Here is a 17,486-nt window from a genome sequence, read left to right as displayed (position 1 = left end):
TGAACGGCTCCTGCAATTGCCGGTCATTGAGGCGACAGAGAAGTGCCGGGCGTTTACGGCCATTCAGGTTACCCGCGACTGACAGACATCGTGTGCGGGTGATAACCGGTTTAGGCGGCCTGCGGCAGCTGCTCATGCAGCGGCGGCGTCAGCGTGACCGGCAGCGCCGGCGAGCTGCGCAGCTCGGACGGGGTGAAGCCGAAGCGCTTTTTAAACATATAGCAAAAGTGCGACTGCGAGCCGAAGCCAAAATCGATGGCGATATCAAACAGGCTCTGCTCGGAAAAGCGCAGCTTGCGCAGCGCACCCATCAGCCGGCGTTCGCGGATGTAACGTCCCAGCGAATAGCCGGAAATCTCCTTAAAAACCTTCTGCATATACCATAACGAATAGCCGGAGTAGGCGGCGAGTTCGGGTAACTGAATGGCCCGGCCAAGGTGGTTTTCTATCCAACGGCTGAGCTCCACGACAAGTGTTATATGAAGTTGTTCGGTCATGTCGGCTGTCAAGGCTGATTGAAACAGCCTGCAGTATGCCTTAAACCTGCGTCGGGGATTTATCGTAAAAATGGGGTTGGGGTAAAAACATTGGCGAACAGACGGAGCATGATGCGTTGCGGGCAGGCCGGGGCGGCAACCCCGGCCGGGAATCTGTCAGAAGCGGGTGTCCACCGCGTCCGCCAGCATTGCCAGCAGCTGTTCGCTGTCTGACCAGCTGAGGCACGGGTCGGTGATGGACTGGCCGTAGGTCAGCGGTTGCCCGGCAACGATTTTCTGCGTGCCTTCCACCAGGAAACTTTCCGCCATGACGCCGGCGACGGCGGAGGAGCCGGCGCGGATCTGCTGGCAGACGTTCTCCGCCACGTCCAGCTGGCGGCGGTGCAGCTTCTGGCAGTTGCCGTGGCTGAAATCGATCACCAGGTGCTCCGGCAGGTCGAACTCGCGCAGGCTGTCGCAGGCGGCGACGATATCCGTCGCGTGGTAGTTCGGCGTTTTGCCGCCGCGCATAATGATATGGCCGTACGGGTTGCCGCTGGTCTGGTAAATGGTCATCTGGCCGTTTTTATCCGGCGAGAGGAACATATGACCGGCGCGCGAGGCGCGGATGGCGTCGATGGCGATACGGGTATTGCCGTCGGTGCCGTTTTTGAAGCCGACCGGACAGGAGAGCGCCGAGGCCATCTCACGGTGGATCTGGCTTTCGGTGGTGCGCGCGCCGATGGCGCCCCAGCTGATCAGATCGGCAATATACTGGCCGATCACCATATCGAGAAATTCGGTGGCGGTCGGCAGGCCGAGCTGGTTGACGTCCAGCAGCAGCTTGCGCGCCATTTCAATGCCGCGGTTGACCTGGTAGCTGCCGTCCAGCGCCGGGTCGGAGATCAGGCCTTTCCAGCCCACCACGGTGCGCGGTTTCTCGAAGTAGGTGCGCATCACGATTTCCAGCCGGTCCTGATAGCGTTCGCGCAGGGCGTTCAGGCGGCCGGCGTAGTCCAGCGCGGCGTCGAGGTCGTGAATCGAGCAGGGGCCGATCACCACCAGTAGGCGTTTATCCTCGCCTGACAGGATCCGTTCAATACGTTTGCGTGACGCTGTCACGTTATCGGCAACCGCCGCAGAAATCGGCAACTTGTCCGCCAGCGCTTGCGGCGTAACCAGGCTGTCGATGCGCGCGGTCCGCAGTTCATCTGTTTTGTGCATGACGTTCTCTGAATCTGTTTCTTCTCTACGGCAGGAGTACCGGGAAGTGATGACGATCACAATAACGCAAAAGCGGCTGATTTCAACCGTACAAAACGAGATTTATTGACCTGAGGCGGTAAAAAATGGCGTTGCATACCGTCACGCCGCCCGTGCGGCGTGACAAATGCGGGGCGATCAGAACATGCGGCGGCTCATGCCGAGAATATCGAGGATTTTGGTGGAGATTTCCTCTACCGAATAGTTGGTGCTGTTCAGATAGCGGATCTGATTTTTACGGAACAGCGCCTCCACTTCGGCAATCTCCATGCGGCACTGGCGCAGCGAGGCGTAGCGGCTGTTTTCCCGCCGCTCTTCGCGAATGGCGGCCAGGCGCTCCGGGTCGATGGTCAGGCCGAACAGCTTGTGCTGGAACGGCTTCAACGCTGCCGGCAGCTGCAGGTTATCCATATCGTCGGCGATAAACGGGTAGTTGGCGGCGCGGATGCCGAACTGCATCGCCAGGTAGAGGCTGGTGGGGGTTTTGCCACAGCGGGAGACGCCCAGCAGGATCACCTGCGCCTGATCGAGATTGCGCAGCGAGATGCCGTCGTCGTGCGCCAGGGTGTAGTCGATGGCGGCGATGCGCGCGTCGTATTTGCCCAGGTTGCTGGCGGTCAGCCCGTGGGTGCGGTTCGGCACCGGCGTCGGGTCGACGTTCAGCTCCTGCTGCAGCGGGCCGACCAGCGCCTGTACGATATCCTGACAAAAGCCCTCGCTCTGCACGATCACCTGACGCACTTCCGGCGAAATAATCGAATAAAACACCAGCGGGCGTTCGCCGGTCTGCTGGTAAATATCGTTGATTTGCTGGCAGACGGCGCGCGCCCGCGCCTCGGTTTCGACAAAGGGGAGCGAATAGGTGGTCGCCGTGACCGGGAACTGCGACAGCACCGCATGGCCTAATACCTCTGCGGTAATGGCGGTGCCGTCCGAAATATAGAAAACGCTTCTTTCCACCCGTGACTCCTTAATTGAGAAACAGTAATCCTGCTGCTGCGGCAATGGGTCTGCCTGAAGGTTAAGCATAATGGGCTCCAGATGATTCGGCGGTAAAGAGGCTAACAAAAAAAGTGTGACGGCAAGAGACGCTTGCTCAGGGAATGGGCAGAGACGGGGAAAAATAGGAATAATCGGCTGCCATCGTTGCCTGAAACACTTTTTCTTTTTTTATGAAATATCAATTCCGGCACTGAGGGGGGGACTGACGCGGAAAATGGCGCTTTGGCGCGCCGGCGGGCGGCTTTTTTCAATTTAAAGTTTAAATATTATGTAATTTATTGAAATAAAAAGCGGTTAGCTAAAAAGGGAACGATACCATCATAAAAGTTTCATTTAGGTAATACTCTTAAAATCCATTTTCTTCATTGGGTTGAACGATTCACCTTTCCATTTCTCATGGATGATTGTGCTAGTCTGATTGCGCTCAAACCAACGAGCAGTTAACGCAATTGAAGTAGGCTGCGCTCAGGCACCAATAAGCGATGAGCAACGCGAATAACCGGCCCGGCATACGCCGGGCCGGTGCTCAGCCGATGCGCAGCCTAAAGTCCGTCTATACCCTACTGATAGCAATAAGGATTGTCTCGATGCCCAACAATGGCCCAGACTTGCGTAATGTGCTTTGGTATAACCAGCTTGGCATGAACGACGTTGACCGCGTTGGCGGCAAGAATGCCTCGCTTGGTGAAATGATCACCAATCTTTCCGATCTGGGCGTGGCCGTGCCAAACGGTTTTGCCACCACCGCACAGGCGTTTAATGATTTCCTGGAACAAAGCGGCGTTAACCAACGCATTTACCAGCTGCTGGATCACACCGACGTTGATGACGTCACGCAGCTGGCGCAGGCCGGCGCGCAGATCCGCCAATGGATTATTGATACGCCGTTCCACCCGGAATTTGAGCGCGAAATCACCCTGGCTTACCAGCAACTGGCCGACGGCGAACCGGAGGCCTCGTTTGCCGTCCGTTCGTCCGCCACCGCTGAAGATATGCCGGACGCCTCGTTTGCCGGCCAGCAGGAAACCTTCCTTAACGTGCAGGGCATCGACGCCGTGATGGTGGCGATTAAACACGTGTTCGCCTCGCTGTTTAATGACCGCGCCATCTCCTACCGCGTGCATCAGGGCTACGATCACCGCGGCGTGGCGCTGTCCGCCGGCGTACAGCGCATGGTGCGTTCGGATCTGGCCTCTTCCGGCGTGATGTTCACCATCGATACCGAATCCGGTTTTGATCAGGTGGTGTTTATTACTTCCGCTTTCGGTCTGGGCGAGATGGTGGTGCAGGGGGCGGTCAACCCGGATGAGTTCTACGTGCACAAACCGACGCTGCAGAACAACAAGCCGGCGATTGTGCGCCGCAACCTCGGTTCGAAGAAAATCCGCATGGTGTACGCGCCGTCGCAGGATCACGGCAAGCAGGTGCAGATTGAAGACGTGCCGGAGGCGCAGCGCAATCGTTTCTCGCTGAGCGACGACGAGGTGCAGGCGCTGGCGCATCAGGCGATGCTGATTGAAAAACATTACGGCCGCCCGATGGATATCGAGTGGGCCAAAGACGGCCATACCGGCAAGCTGCTGATTGTGCAGGCGCGTCCGGAAACCGTGCGCTCCAACGGCCAGGTGATGGAACGCTATCAGCTGAACGGCAGCGGCAACGTGCTGGTGGAAGGGCGCGCGATCGGCCACCGCATCGGCGCCGGCCCGGTGAAAGTGATCCACGATATCAGCGAAATGGATCGCATTCTGCCGGGCGATGTGCTGGTCACCGACATGACCGACCCGGACTGGGAGCCGATCATGAAAAAGGCGGCGGCGATCGTCACCAACCGCGGCGGCCGTACCTGCCACGCGGCGATCATCGCGCGTGAGCTGGGCATCCCGGCGGTGGTTGGCTGTGGCCACGCCACCGACCTGCTGAAAGACGGCCAGAAGGTCACCGTTTCCTGCGCCGAAGGCGACACCGGCTACGTCTATCAGGACGAGCTGGACTTCAGCGTGCAGAGCTCCGAAGTCAACGAACTGCCGTCGCTGCCGCTGAAAATCATGATGAACGTCGGCAACCCGGATCGGGCGTTCGACTTCGCCTGCCTGCCGAACGAAGGCGTCGGCCTGGCGCGTCTGGAGTTTATCATCAACCGCATGATTGGCGTGCACCCGCGCGCGCTGCTGGAATTTGACCAGCAGACGCCGGAACTGCAGGCGGAAATCCGCGGCATGATGCAGGGCTACGACGATCCGGTCGAGTTTTACGTGGGCCGGCTGGTGGAAGGCATCGCGACGCTGGGTGCCGCGTTCTGGCCGAAGCGGGTGATCGTGCGTCTGTCCGACTTCAAATCCAACGAGTACGCCAACCTGGTCGGCGGCGATAAATACGAACCGCACGAGGAGAACCCGATGCTGGGCTTCCGCGGCGCGGGCCGCTATGTTTCCGACAGCTTCCGCGACTGCTTTGCGCTGGAGTGCGAAGCGGTGAAACGCGTACGCAACGTGATGGGGCTGACCAACGTTGAAATCATGGTGCCGTTCGTGCGTACCGTGGCGCAGGCGGAAGCGGTGGTGGCCGAACTGGCGCAGCAGGGGCTGAAGCGCGGTGAAAATGGTCTGAAAGTGATCATGATGTGCGAAATCCCGTCCAACGCCCTGTTGGCGGATCAGTTCCTGGAGCACTTCGACGGTTTCTCCATCGGTTCCAACGATATGACGCAGCTGGCCCTGGGCCTGGACCGCGATTCCGGCGTGGTATCGGAACTGTTTGATGAGCGCAACGAAGCGGTGAAAGCGCTGCTGGCGATGGCGATTCAGGCGGCCAAGCGCCACGGCAAGTATGTCGGCATCTGCGGACAGGGGCCTTCCGACCATGAGGATTTTGCCGAGTGGTTAATGGAGCAGGGCATTGACAGCCTGTCGCTGAACCCGGATACCGTGGTGCAGACCTGGATTAATTTGGCGCAACAAAAATAAGCCGTTTTAATTAAATTAAGATTAATGCCATAGCCGCAACAATGTTGCGGCTATTTTATTTCTGAATGTAACTTGGTGATGAAGGAAAATAAGCGGGGAGAAAAATAGAATAAAAAAAAGCCCATCTAAGAAGACGGGCAAAGACTACACACAGCAATTCATATGTATGGCATTACATTGTTCGGAAACTTGCTTGGCTTCAGCGAGTTAAAGCAAGATATGGCAATAATACTAGGCACTTAGCGCGTTTTAGTCATTAAGAATTGTCCTAATAATTGCAATTTAAACCATTAAATGATTATTTCCCCTCGTATTTACAGAAAATAGAACATGTATCCTTACGGCATGTTTATTAACGCGCCATTTGGCATGACGAAATAGATTTTATATTAATGCGAATTGTCGTGCGGCGGGGAATGCTGTTAATTGTATTGTGTGAACGCGCCTGCCCATTACGGGCAGGCGGGATTAAATTACATCTCTTCCAAATCCTTGGCGACTTCTTCCAGATCGGCGGTCGGCTCCGGTGTTTCATTCATCCAGGCGGTGAGCAGGCGGTAGGAGACGGCCAGCACTACCGGACCGATGAACAGCCCGATCATGCCGAAGGCCAGCAGGCCGCCGATGACGCCGGACAGGATCAGCACCATCGGCAAATCGGCGCCCATGCGGATCAGCACTGGCCGCAGGAAGTTGTCCAGCGTGCCGACCACGCAGCTCCATACCAGCAGCACGGTGCCCCAGGTGGTGTCGCCGCTCCAGTAAAGCCAGATAATGGCGGGCACCAGCACCGGTAACGGCCCGAGCTGCGCGACGCAGAAGATGAACATCAGCACCGCCAGCAGCACCGCCGCCGGAATGCCGGCGACCGCCAGCCCGATGCCGCCCAGCACCGACTGCACCAGCGCGGTGACCACCACGCCCAGAGCCACGGCGCGGATCGCCTGGCCGCCCAGTAGCACGGCGGCGTCGCCGCGTTCGGCGCCGAGGCGTACGGCAAAGTGGCGGATGCCCAGCGCCACCTGTTCGCCGCGGGCGTACAGCAGCGCGCTGAACAGCACCATCAGCGAACAGTGCATCAGGAAGCGGCCGATATGCGCCGCCTGCGAGGCGAACCAGGTCGCGGTACGGCCGAAGTAGGGCTGAACCTTGGCGATCAGCGCGCCGCCACCGCTTTGAATCAGCGTATGGTAGCTGTCATACAGTTTGTCGCCGATCATCGGCACCGCGTGCAGCCAGGCCAGATCGGGAATATGCACTTTACCCGGCGTGCTGGCCCAGGCGACCAGCGGCGCGCTGTTGTCCACCACGCTGTTCACCAGCAGCGCAATCGGCATCACGAACAGCAGCACCAGCAGCAGCGTCATCGCCAGCACCGCCAGCGAACGCCGTCCCCAGAGCAGCTTCTGCAGTTTAAGCAGCACCGGCCAGGTGGCGATCACCACCATGCCGGCCCAGGCAAAGCCGAGTATGAAGGGCTGCACCACCCAAAAGCAGGCGATGATCATAATGGCAATAAACAGCACGCCAAAAATTAGCCTTGGTAAATCGTAACGAGGTTGTGGGAGTGTCATGAAGGGCTCTCATCCTATGGTTTGCAGTACCCGCCCGCCAGCGATTGGCGGGGGATAAATTCCGTTGTTCCCGTTAATCATGATGCATTTTGGCTAAATTTCACAGTGTGACAGGTAATTAATACTGATGGATGGGTGCGAGCGCGCCGGCGGATACGGTTTGTCCTGCCCGCGTTATTTTTGCCAAGGAGAAGACGTTGAACCTACAGGAAGCATGGACTTGGCACGGAAGCCGTTTGCTTAAAGGTGGCCCGCTCCGCTTGTTTTTCCCCGGTATCCATTTCAATATGTCGTTTATACCCGGCATACTTCAAGTTGCAGGCGTGTTGGCTGCGCTCAGTCACCCGAATCACTTACCTGAGTAAGCTCATCGGAGTTTTTCACTTGCCGCCTTCCTACAACTTGAATTATTTAGGGTATATAGCGATAACAATAATTTAGGGCAGGCCTGCGACGGGCCTGATTCAGCGTTTATCAGCGCATCAAAATGAGACGGACAGGGTCTACAAAAGCAATGATCCCACAAATAGCTCAGGCGCCCGGGTTGGTTCAGCGGGTGCTGGATTTTTTGGAAGCGTTAAAGCACAACGGATTCAACGGCGATATCGCCACCAGCTATGCCGATCGCCTGACGATGGCGACCGATAACAGCATTTACCAACTGCTGCCGGAGGCGGTGCTGTTTCCGCGCTCCACCGCCGATGTGGCGCTGATTGCGCGGCTGGCCGGCGAGGAACGTTTCAATACGCTGACTTTCAGCCCGCGCGGCGGCGGCACCGGCACCAACGGCCAGTCGCTCAACAGCGGTATCGTGGTAGATATGTCGCGCCATATGAACCGTATTCTGGACATCAATCTGGAGCAGGGCTGGGTGCGGGTCGAGGCCGGGGTCATCAAAGATCAGCTCAATCAGTACCTGAAGCCGTTCGGCTACTTCTTTTCACCGGAACTCTCCACCAGCAACCGCGCCACGCTGGGCGGCATGATCAATACCGACGCCTCCGGGCAGGGCTCGCTGGTGTATGGCAAAACCTCCGATCACGTACTGGGTCTGCGCGCGGTGCTGCTGGGCGGCGATATGATCGACACCCGCGCCATGCCGACGGCGCTGGCGGAAACGATTGCCCAGGAAGAAACCGCCGAAGGGCGCATTTACCACACCGTGCTGAACCGCTGCCGCGACCAGCGCGCGCTGATTCTGGAAAAATTCCCTCAGCTCAACCGCTTCCTGACCGGCTATGATTTGCGCCACGTGCTGAGCGACGATCTGCAGACCTTCGATCTGACGCGCATTCTGACCGGCGCCGAAGGCACGCTGGCGTTTATCACCGAAGCGCGGCTGGACATTACACCGCTGCCCAAGGTGCGCCGGCTGGTGAACGTCAAGTACGATTCGTTTGATTCGGCGTTGCGCAACGCGCCGTTTATGGTGGAGGCCAAGGCGCTGTCGGTGGAGACCATCGACTCCAAGGTGCTGAATCTGGCGCGGGAAGATATTGTCTGGCATTCGGTCAGCGAGCTGATCGCCGACGTGCCGGATAAAGAGATGCTGGGGCTGAATATCGTCGAGTTTGCCGGCGATGATGAAGCGTTGATTGAACAGCAGCTGGATGACTTGTGCCAGCGTCTGGACTCGCTGATGGCGGAGCGGCAGGCCGGCGTGATTGGCTACCAGGTGTGCGGCGATCTGGCCGGCATCGAGCGGATCTACGGCATGCGTAAAAAGGCGGTCGGGCTGCTGGGCAACGCCAAAGGGCAGGCCAAGCCGATCCCGTTCGCGGAAGATACCTGCGTGCCGCCGCAGCACCTGGCGGACTATATCGCCGAGTTCCGCCAGTTGCTCGACGGACACAACCTGAGCTACGGCATGTTCGGCCACGTTGACGCCGGGGTGCTGCATGTGCGTCCGGCGCTGGATATGTGCGATCCGCAGCAGGAGATGCTGATGAAGCAGATCTCCGACGACGTGGTGGCGCTCACCGCCAAATACGGCGGCCTGCTGTGGGGCGAGCACGGCAAGGGCTTCCGCGCCGAATACAGCCCGGCGTTCTTCGGTGAGACGCTGTATGACGAGCTGCGCCGCATCAAGGCGGCGTTCGACCCGGACAATCGCCTTAACCCCGGCAAAATCTGTCCGCCGCTCGGCGTCGATGCGCCGATGATGAAGGTGGACGCGGTAAAACGCGGCACGCTGGATCGCCGCATTCCGATCGCCGTGCGTAGTTCCTTCCGCGGCGCCATGGAGTGCAACGGCAACGGCCTGTGCTTCAATTTTGACGCGCGCAGCCCGATGTGTCCGTCGATGAAAATCACCGGCAGCCGCATTCATTCGCCGAAAGGGCGCGCCGCGCTGGTGCGCGAATGGCTGCGCCTGCTCAGCGAGCAGGGCGTCGACCCGCTGCAGCTGGAGCAACAGCTGCCGCAGCAGCGTATGAGCTTCCGTAATCTGATCGAAAAAACGCGCAACAGCTGGTACGCCGATAAGGGCGAGTATGACTTCTCGCACGAGGTGAAAGAAGCGATGTCCGGCTGCCTGGCCTGTAAGGCCTGTTCTACCCAGTGCCCGATCAAGATTGACGTGCCGGGATTCCGCTCGCGTTTCCTGCAGCTGTACCACACGCGCTATCTGCGTCCCGCCAGTGACTACGTGGTGGCCGGCGTGGAGAGCTATGCGCCGCTGATGGCCAAGGCGCCGAAGATGTTCAACTTCTTCCTGAAGCAGCCGTGGCTGCGCGATTTGAACCGCAACGCCATCGGCATGGTCGATGTGCCGCTGCTCTCCAGCCCGACGCTGCGTCAGCAGCTGTCCGGCCATCAGGCGATCAATATGACGCTTGAACAGCTGGAGGCGCTGCCGCATGCCGCGCGCGCGCAGTATGTGCTGATCGTGCAGGATCCGTTCACCAGCTACTATGACGCCGTGGTGGTGGCGGACTTTGTCCGGCTGGTGGAAAAACTCGGCTATCGGCCGGTGCTGCTGCCGTTCTCACCAAACGGCAAGGCGCAGCATGTGAAGGGCTTCCTGACGCGCTTTGCCAAAACGGCGCGCAAGACCGCCGATTTCCTTAACCGCGTCGCCCGGCTGGGGATGCCGATGGTCGGGGTCGATCCGGCCTTGGTGCTGTGCTACCGCGATGAATACCAGGAGATCCTCGGCGAGACGCGCGGCGATTTCCGCGTACAGCTGGTGCATGAATGGCTGCAGGCGTTGCTGGCGGAGCGGGCAGAACAGCCGGCCACCGGCGAAGCCTGGTATCTGTTCGGCCACTGTACCGAAACCACCGCGCTGCCGGCCAGCAGCCAGCAGTGGGCGTCGATCTTCGCCCGCTTCGGCGCCAAACTGGAAAGCGTCAGCGTAGGCTGCTGCGGCATGGCCGGCACCTATGGTCATGAAAGCAAGAACCTGCAAAATTCGCTCGGGATTTATGAGTTATCATGGCATCAGGCGCTGCGGCGGTTGCCGCGTCAACGTTGCCTGGCCACCGGCTATTCCTGCCGCAGCCAGGTCAAACGGATTGAGGGCAACGGCGTGCGGCATCCATTACAGGCGCTGCTGGAGATGATTGCGTGAAGCTGTGGAAACGAGAGACAACGCTGGAACAGTTAAACCGTTCCGGAGAGGGCTGCATGGTGGGGCATGTGGGGATTGAATTTACCCAAATCGGCGACGATTTTCTGGAAGCCACCATGCCGGTAGACTCGCGCACCACGCAGCCTTTTGGCTTGCTGCACGGCGGCGCGTCGGTGGTGCTGGCGGAGTCGATGGGGTCGATGGCCGGCTACCTGTGCACCACCGGCGACCAGCAGGTGGTGGGGGTGGAGATCAACGCCAACCATCTGCGGCCGGCGTTTGACGGCCGGGTGCGCGGCGTCTGCCGGGCGCTGCACGCCGGACGGCGCAATCAGGTCTGGCAGATCGAGATTTTCGACAAGCGGGATAAGCTGTGCTGCATCTCCCGCCTGACCACGGCGGTGATTGAGTAACACACTGAGGCCCGGCGTCCGCGCCGGGCCTTATTCTTTGCCCTTACAGCTGAAAGGGCACGCGTTTGACGAAGTCCTTTTGATAGGCGTTAGCCTTTTCCCAGGTTCCCTCCATGGCGTATTTCTGACAGATCAGCGTCAGGGTGTGGCGCGCAAAATGGTAGCTCTGTACCCGAAACAGCTGACAGCGCTGCGGATTGTTGATCTCGACGATCAGCCGGTTATGCAGCTTGCTGAGGGCGTGCAGATAGCTGTCGTCATCGCCGTTCTCCAGGCACAGATTGGCCATATTCAGGCAGACGCCGTTGTAACGCTTCAGGTGGTCGACGTTGCACGTCGGCCGCTTGAGCGCCGCCTCCGCCATATAGAAATCCACCGTGGCGTCGCGGATACTGAATTTGTACTCATCAATCTTGCCCAGCAGCCATGCATTCATCGAAATGTTCATTTGCCCACGCCTGATAAAGTAAATGATAATCATTATCATATTTGCAGCCGCTGCGGCGATCAATCATCACGGCGAAATTTTTTTTCCTGCTCCGGTATTCAGAGCGTAGCGATCCATTTGCCCGCCAACGACTAAACTTTAACCTATAGGGAAGATTCACCGCCGGTGTGACGGCGACGACGTTTTAGCGCGTAAGGGCATTTTTAAACCAGACAGCATGGCAGAAATAGGTATTTTCTATGAATGTTTAAACAACGACGAATTGGCACGGTCGGCAGCAATACGGGACAGGGCGGTTCGCGGATAAAATGCAAGTAAAAGCATTAAAATTCAGTCTGGTAGGAAATGCTGGCCGTCGGTACGCGGCCATCGCCGCGCCGGGTGTCCGCGCAGCTTGCCGGTCGGAAGATGGAAAATCGGGCCGCGGGGGCGATACCCCTGCAAAATCAACGGTTGAAGTGATAATCATTATCACTAACATGGCTGGCAGATATCCCGCGCAGCGTGCGCGCGTCGCGTGTAACACGACGGGAAGAGGATGATGCGTCTCGTCAGAGACCAGTATGAGGTAGGTCATATGCAAACAGAAAATGTCGGCACTTTTTCGCTGGATGAGCAGGCCTGGCAGGGGATTTCGCTCAGCGACAGCGCCGTGCAGCAAATCATTAAACTGATGCAGCAGGACCCGCAGGTAAAAGGGCTGCAGCTGAGTGTGAAACAGTCCGGCTGCGCCGGCTTCGGCTACGTGCTGGATCTGACCCGCGAGCCGGCCGACGACGATCTGCTGTTTGAGCGCGACGGCGCCAGGCTGTATGTGCCGTTAAAAGCGATGCCGTTTATCGACGGCACCACGGTGGATTTCGTCCGCGAAGGGCTGAATCAGATATTTAAGTTCAATAACCCTAAAGCTCAGCACGCCTGCGGGTGCGGCGAGAGCTTTGGCGTTTGAGTGATGTGATCGCCATGACACGAAGCAATGTAAATGTAGAAGTTCCTGATAATGTGCAGGCCTGGGTCAGCGAGGGACGCTATAAAGAAGGCTTCTTTACCCAGCTGCAGACCGATGAGCTCGCCAAAGGCATTAACGAAGAGGTGGTGCGGGCGATCTCGGCCAAGCGCAACGAACCTGAGTGGATGCTGGAATTCCGCCTCGAGGCATACCGCGCGTGGCTGCAGATGGAAGAGCCGCACTGGCTGAAGGCCAATTATGACAAGCTGAACTATCAGGATTACAGCTATTACTCGGCGCCGTCCTGCGGCAGCTGCGACGACGCCTGCGGCTCTCAGCCGGGGGCCGAGCAGCAGACGGGCGCCGCGCTGAATGAGAACGGCTACCTGACCAGCGAAGTGGAGCAGGCGTTCGAACAGCTGGGCGTACCGGTACGCGAGGGCAGCGAAGTGGCGGTGGACGCCATTTTCGACTCGGTGTCCGTTGCCACTACTTACCGTGAGAAACTGGCGGAAAGCGGGGTGATTTTCTGCTCGTTCGGCGAAGCGATTCAGGAGCACCCGGAGCTGGTGCGCCAGTATCTCGGCCGGGTGGTGCCGTCCAACGATAACTTCTTTGCGGCGCTGAACGCCGCGGTGGCTTCCGACGGCACCTTCGTCTATGTGCCGAAGGGCGTTCGCTGTCCGATGGAGCTGTCCACCTATTTCCGCATCAACGCGGCGAAAACCGGCCAGTTCGAACGCACCATCCTGATTGCCGATGAGGGCAGCTACGTCAGTTATATTGAAGGCTGCTCCGCGCCGGTGCGCGACAGCTACCAGCTGCACGCGGCGGTGGTGGAAGTGATCCTGCATAAAGACGCCGAGGTGAAATACTCGACGGTGCAGAACTGGTTCGCCGGCGGGGAAAGTAAAGGCGGCATCCTGAACTTCGTCACCAAACGTGCGCTGTGCGAAGGGGCGAACTCGAAAATGTCCTGGACCCAGTCGGAAACCGGTTCGGCGATCACCTGGAAATACCCCAGCGTGATCCTGCAGGGGGACAATTCGATCGGCGAATTCTTCTCGGTGGCGCTGACCAGCGGCCATCAGCAGGCGGATACCGGCACCAAGATGATCCATATCGGCAAAAACACCAAGTCGACCATTATTGCCAAGGGCATCTCCGCCGGCCACAGCGAGAATACCTACCGCGGACTGGTGAAGATCCTGCCGGGGGCGGAAAACGCGCGTAACTTTACCCAGTGTGATTCGATGCTGATCGGCCCGGACAGCGGGGCGCACACCTTCCCGTACGTCGAGGCGCGCAATAACAGCGCGCAGCTGGAACACGAGGCCACCACCTCAAAAATCGGCGATGACCAGCTGTTCTACTGTCTGCAGCGCGGCATCAGCGAAGATGACGCCATCTCGATGATCGTCAACGGTTTCTGTAAGGACGTTTTCTCCGAACTGCCGCTGGAATTCGCGGTGGAAGCGCAAAAGCTGCTGGCCATCAGCCTGGAGCACAGCGTCGGTTAACCCTGCCGGTTTGGCGGCAGCGACAAGATTTTTGGCGTGACAACGCCACCTGAGGATACAGCATGTTAAGTATTAAAGATTTACGCGTCAGCGCGGAAGACAATGAGATCCTGAAAGGACTGAGTCTGGAGATTAAACCGGGCGAAGTGCATGCCATCATGGGGCCGAACGGCTCCGGCAAGAGCACGTTGTCCGCGACGCTGGCCGGGCGTGAAGAATATGAAGTGAGCGGCGGCAGCGTAACGTTTAAGGGCAAGGATCTGCTGGAGCTGGACCCGGAAGATCGCGCCGGCGAAGGGGTCTTTCTGGCCTTCCAGTATCCGGTGGAGATCCCCGGCGTCAGCAACCATTTCTTCCTGCAGACCTCGGTCAACGCGGTGCGTAAATACCGCGGTCAGGAGGCGCTGGACCGTTTCGACTTCGCCGATTTTATCGAAGAGAAGATCGCGCTGCTGGATATGCCGGCCGACCTGCTAACCCGTTCGGTCAACGTCGGCTTCTCCGGCGGTGAGAAAAAGCGTAACGATATTCTGCAGATGGCGGCGCTGGAGCCGGACTTGTGCATTCTGGATGAAACTGATTCCGGGCTGGACATCGATGCGCTGAAGATCGTCGCCAACGGCGTGAACTCGCTGCGTGACGGCAAGCGCGCCTTTATTATCGTCACCCACTATCAGCGTATTCTGGATTACATCAAACCAGATTACGTCCACGTACTTTCCCAGGGGCGCATCGTTAAATCCGGTGATTTCTCTCTGGTGAAACAGTTGGAGGAGCAGGGCTATGGCTGGCTTGCCGACCAACAGTAATTCACGCGCGCTGCAACAGCTCTACAGCCTGTTCGAGGCGCAGGGCGGCGAGCACTCCCCGCATGCGCTGGCGAACTGGCAGCAGGCGCTGCGGCTGGGCTGGCCGACGCGCAAACATGAGAACTGGAAATACACGCCGCTGGACGGCCTGCTGGATCATCAGTTCCATGCGCCGCAGCCGGCGGCAGTCAGTGCCGAGCGCTGCGCCGAGCTGGCGTTGCCCCTCGATGCCTACCGGCTGGTATTTGTCGATGGCCGTTACCGCGCCGATCTGAGCGACGCCGATCTCGGCGATTACCAGCTGGAAATGGCAGGGTATCAGCTGCCGGAGCCGATTCAGCCGGAGATCTTCCTGCACCTGACCGAGAGCCTGGCGTTGGAAAGCAGCCTGATTCGCCTGCCTGCCGGCAAAGTCGCCGCTCGTCCGCTTTACCTGCTGCATATCAGCAGCGGGCGCAGCGGCGCCGGCGAAATTAACAGCGTGCACCACCGCCATCATCTGGAGGTGGCGGCCGGTGCGCAGGCGGAGGTGATTGAGCATTACGTCAGCCTGAACGAACACGCGCACTTTACCGGGGCGCGCCTGACCGCGACGGTGGGCGACAACGCCCAGCTGCATCACTGCAAGCTGGCGTTTGAGAATCAGCCGAGTTATCACTTTGCTCATAACGATCTGAAGATTGGCCGCGACGCGCGGGTGAAAAGCGACAGCTTCCTGCTGGGGGCCGGTCTGACTCGCCATAACACCAGCGCACAGCTGAATGGCGAAGGCGCCAATCTGCAGCTCAACAGCCTGGTGCTGCCGGTAGGGAAAGAAATTTGCGATACCCGCAGCTATCTGGAGCACAACAAGGGGTATTGTGAAAGCCGCCAACTGCATAAAACCGTGGTCAGCGACCGCGCCAGAGCGGTGTTTAACGGCATGATCAAAGTGGCGCAGCACGCCATCAAGACCGACGGCCAGATGACCAACCACAACCTGCTGCTGGGCAAGGTGGCGGAAGTGGACACCAAGCCGCAGCTGGAAATTTACGCCGATGACGTCAAATGCAGCCACGGCGCCACCGTTGGCCGCATTGACGAAGAGCAGCTGTTCTACCTGCAGTCGCGCGGTATCGACAAGCATGATGCGCAGCAGATGATCATCTTCGCCTTTGCCGCGGAACTGACCGAAGGCATCGGCAATGACGTAATTCGCGAGCGGGTGCTGGCGCATATCGCACAGCGTCTGCCGCGGGAGGCCGTATGAGTTATCCGATCGAACAGGTGCGCCGGGACTTTCCGCTGCTGACGCGTGAGGTCAACGGCCAGCCGCTGGCCTACCTCGACAGCGCCGCCAGCGCGCAAAAACCGCAGGCGGTGATTGAGCGCGAGATGGAATTTTACCGCCATGGCTACGCCGCGGTGCACCGCGGCATTCACAGCCTGAGCGCGGAGGCGACGCAGCAAATGGAGGCGGTGCGTGAACAGGCGGCGCGCTTTATCAACGCCGCATCGGCGGAAGAGATCGTGTTCGTCAAAGGCACCACCGAAGGCATCAACCTGGTGGCCAACAGCTACGGCAGCCTGCTGCAGCCGGGCGACAGCATCATCATCACCGAGATGGAGCACCACGCCAATATTGTGCCGTGGCAGATGCTGGCGCAGGCGCGCGGCGTGACGCTGCGCGTCTGGCCGCTGCAGCCGGACGGCACGCTGGATGTGGCTGATTTGCCCGGCCTTATCGATGACCGCACCCGGCTGCTGGCGATTACCCAGGTCTCCAACGTGCTGGGCACCGTCAACCCGCTACAGGAAATTATCACTCAGGCGCACGCCGCCGGGGTGAAGGTGCTGGTGGATGGCGCGCAGGCGGTGATGCATCAGCAGGTGGACGTACAGGCGCTGGACTGCGATTTTTATGTGTTCTCCGGCCATAAGCTGTATGGGCCGTCCGGCATCGGTATTCTGTATGGCAAAGCCGCGTTGCTGCAGCAGATGCCGCCGTGGGAAGGGGGCGGCTCGATGATTCAGCAGGTCAGCCTGACGCAGGGCACCACCTATGCCGAAGCGCCGTGGCGCTTTGAGGCCGGCTCGCCCAATACCGCCGGCATCATGGGGCTGGGCGCGGCGCTGAACTATGTGTCGCAGCTGGGGCTGGCGCAGATACAGCAGTATGAGCAGGCGCTGATGCAGTATGCGCAGGAGGCGCTGCAGCAGGTGCCGCAGCTGCGCATCTACGGGCCGGCGCAGCGCGCCGGGGTGATCGCCTTTAACCTGGGCGATCACCATGCCTATGACGTCGGCAGTTTCCTGGACCAGTACGGCATCGCCATCCGCACCGGTCACCACTGCGCGATGCCGCTGATGGCGTTTTATCAGGTGCCGAGCATGTGCCGCGCTTCGCTGGCGATGTACAATACCCGCGAGGAGGTGGATCGGCTGGTGGCCGGTCTGCAGAGAATTCAGCGACTGCTGGGCTAAGCGCCCGGCGGTGGAACAACGATAGGAAGCCT

13 protein-coding genes and 1 other RNA gene are annotated in these 17,486 nt (G+C 59.2%); 8 read left to right on the top strand and 6 right to left on the bottom strand.

Translation table 11 applies throughout. The features are described from left to right. Window positions 1-110: 110 nt before the first annotated feature. The 3 genes from HF675_RS13275 to HF675_RS13265 form a co-directional block, all read right to left on the bottom strand. Entirely contained in the window at window positions 111-497 is a 387-nt protein-coding gene (locus tag HF675_RS13275) for a helix-turn-helix domain-containing protein (RefSeq protein ID WP_061324089.1), read from the bottom strand. A 156-nt stretch (window positions 498-653) separates the two neighbouring features. After that, a complete protein-coding gene (locus HF675_RS13270) occupies window positions 654-1,700 on the bottom strand; it encodes a 3-deoxy-7-phosphoheptulonate synthase (RefSeq protein WP_111737174.1) in 1,047 nt (348 codons plus the stop codon). Between the two features lie 177 nt (window positions 1,701-1,877). Further along, complete coding sequence (locus HF675_RS13265; RefSeq protein WP_105233309.1) at window positions 1,878-2,699, bottom strand: pyruvate, water dikinase regulatory protein; 822 nt, start codon at window positions 2,697-2,699, stop codon at window positions 1,878-1,880. A 629-nt stretch (window positions 2,700-3,328) separates the two neighbouring features. Here HF675_RS13265 and ppsA point away from each other — a divergent pair. Next, entirely contained in the window at window positions 3,329-5,707 is a 2,379-nt protein-coding gene (gene ppsA / locus HF675_RS13260) for a phosphoenolpyruvate synthase (protein ID WP_105230968.1), read from the top strand. Between the two features lie 109 nt (window positions 5,708-5,816). On the opposite strand, the gene rprA is transcribed toward ppsA, so the two are convergent. Further along, window positions 5,817-5,926: antisense sRNA RprA (gene rprA / locus HF675_RS13255), an RNA gene on the bottom strand. Between the two features lie 254 nt (window positions 5,927-6,180). Continuing rightward, complete coding sequence (ydiK, locus tag HF675_RS13250) at window positions 6,181-7,281, bottom strand: AI-2E family transporter YdiK (RefSeq protein ID WP_105230969.1); 1,101 nt, start codon at window positions 7,279-7,281, stop codon at window positions 6,181-6,183. A gap of 514 nt (window positions 7,282-7,795) precedes the next feature. Between ydiK and HF675_RS13245 the strand changes: the two genes are divergently transcribed. Together HF675_RS13245 and menI are read left to right on the top strand one after the other, a co-directional pair. Next, on the top strand, window positions 7,796-10,852 hold the full coding sequence (locus HF675_RS13245; RefSeq protein WP_187043167.1) for an FAD-binding and (Fe-S)-binding domain-containing protein: 3,057 nt from the start codon (window positions 7,796-7,798) through the stop codon (window positions 10,850-10,852). Further along, window positions 10,849-11,265: a 1,4-dihydroxy-2-naphthoyl-CoA hydrolase gene (gene menI, locus HF675_RS13240; protein WP_105230972.1), complete on the top strand. Its 417-nt coding sequence runs from the start codon at window positions 10,849-10,851 to the stop codon at window positions 11,263-11,265. The genes HF675_RS13245 and menI overlap by 4 nt, the downstream gene beginning before the upstream one ends. Window positions 11,266-11,308: 43 nt before the next feature. Here menI and HF675_RS13235 read toward each other — a convergent pair whose 3' ends face one another. Continuing rightward, on the bottom strand, window positions 11,309-11,713 hold the full coding sequence (locus HF675_RS13235) for a hypothetical protein (protein WP_105230973.1): 405 nt from the start codon (window positions 11,711-11,713) through the stop codon (window positions 11,309-11,311). Window positions 11,714-12,290: 577 nt separating this feature from the next. Here HF675_RS13235 and sufA point away from each other — a divergent pair. The 5 genes from sufA to sufS all read left to right on the top strand — a co-directional run bounded on the left by sufA (window position 12,291) and on the right by sufS (window position 17,454). After that, window positions 12,291-12,662 (top strand): Fe-S cluster assembly scaffold SufA, encoded by a 372-nt coding sequence (gene sufA, locus HF675_RS13230; RefSeq protein WP_187043166.1) that lies wholly within the window; start codon window positions 12,291-12,293, stop codon window positions 12,660-12,662. 14 nt (window positions 12,663-12,676) lie between these two features. Continuing rightward, window positions 12,677-14,182, top strand: a complete 1,506-nt coding sequence (gene sufB, locus HF675_RS13225) for a Fe-S cluster assembly protein SufB (protein WP_105233311.1) — start codon at window positions 12,677-12,679, stop codon at window positions 14,180-14,182. A 62-nt stretch (window positions 14,183-14,244) separates the two neighbouring features. Next, window positions 14,245-14,991, top strand: coding sequence for a Fe-S cluster assembly ATPase SufC (gene sufC / locus HF675_RS13220; protein ID WP_105230974.1), 747 nt, complete (start codon window positions 14,245-14,247; stop codon window positions 14,989-14,991). After that, a complete protein-coding gene (sufD, locus tag HF675_RS13215) occupies window positions 14,966-16,240 on the top strand; it encodes a Fe-S cluster assembly protein SufD (RefSeq protein WP_187043165.1) in 1,275 nt (424 codons plus the stop codon). Before sufC ends, sufD begins: the two co-directional genes overlap by 26 nt. Beyond that, complete coding sequence (sufS, locus tag HF675_RS13210) at window positions 16,237-17,454, top strand: cysteine desulfurase SufS (RefSeq protein WP_187043164.1); 1,218 nt, start codon at window positions 16,237-16,239, stop codon at window positions 17,452-17,454. The genes sufD and sufS overlap by 4 nt, the downstream gene beginning before the upstream one ends. The last annotated feature ends 32 nt before the right edge of the window (window positions 17,455-17,486 follow it).

The organism is Serratia sp. JUb9 (assembly GCF_014298095.1).
GTDB lineage: Bacteria > Pseudomonadota > Gammaproteobacteria > Enterobacterales > Enterobacteriaceae > Serratia_B > Serratia_B rhizosphaerae.
This window is presented reverse-complemented; position numbering and strand designations above follow the sequence as displayed.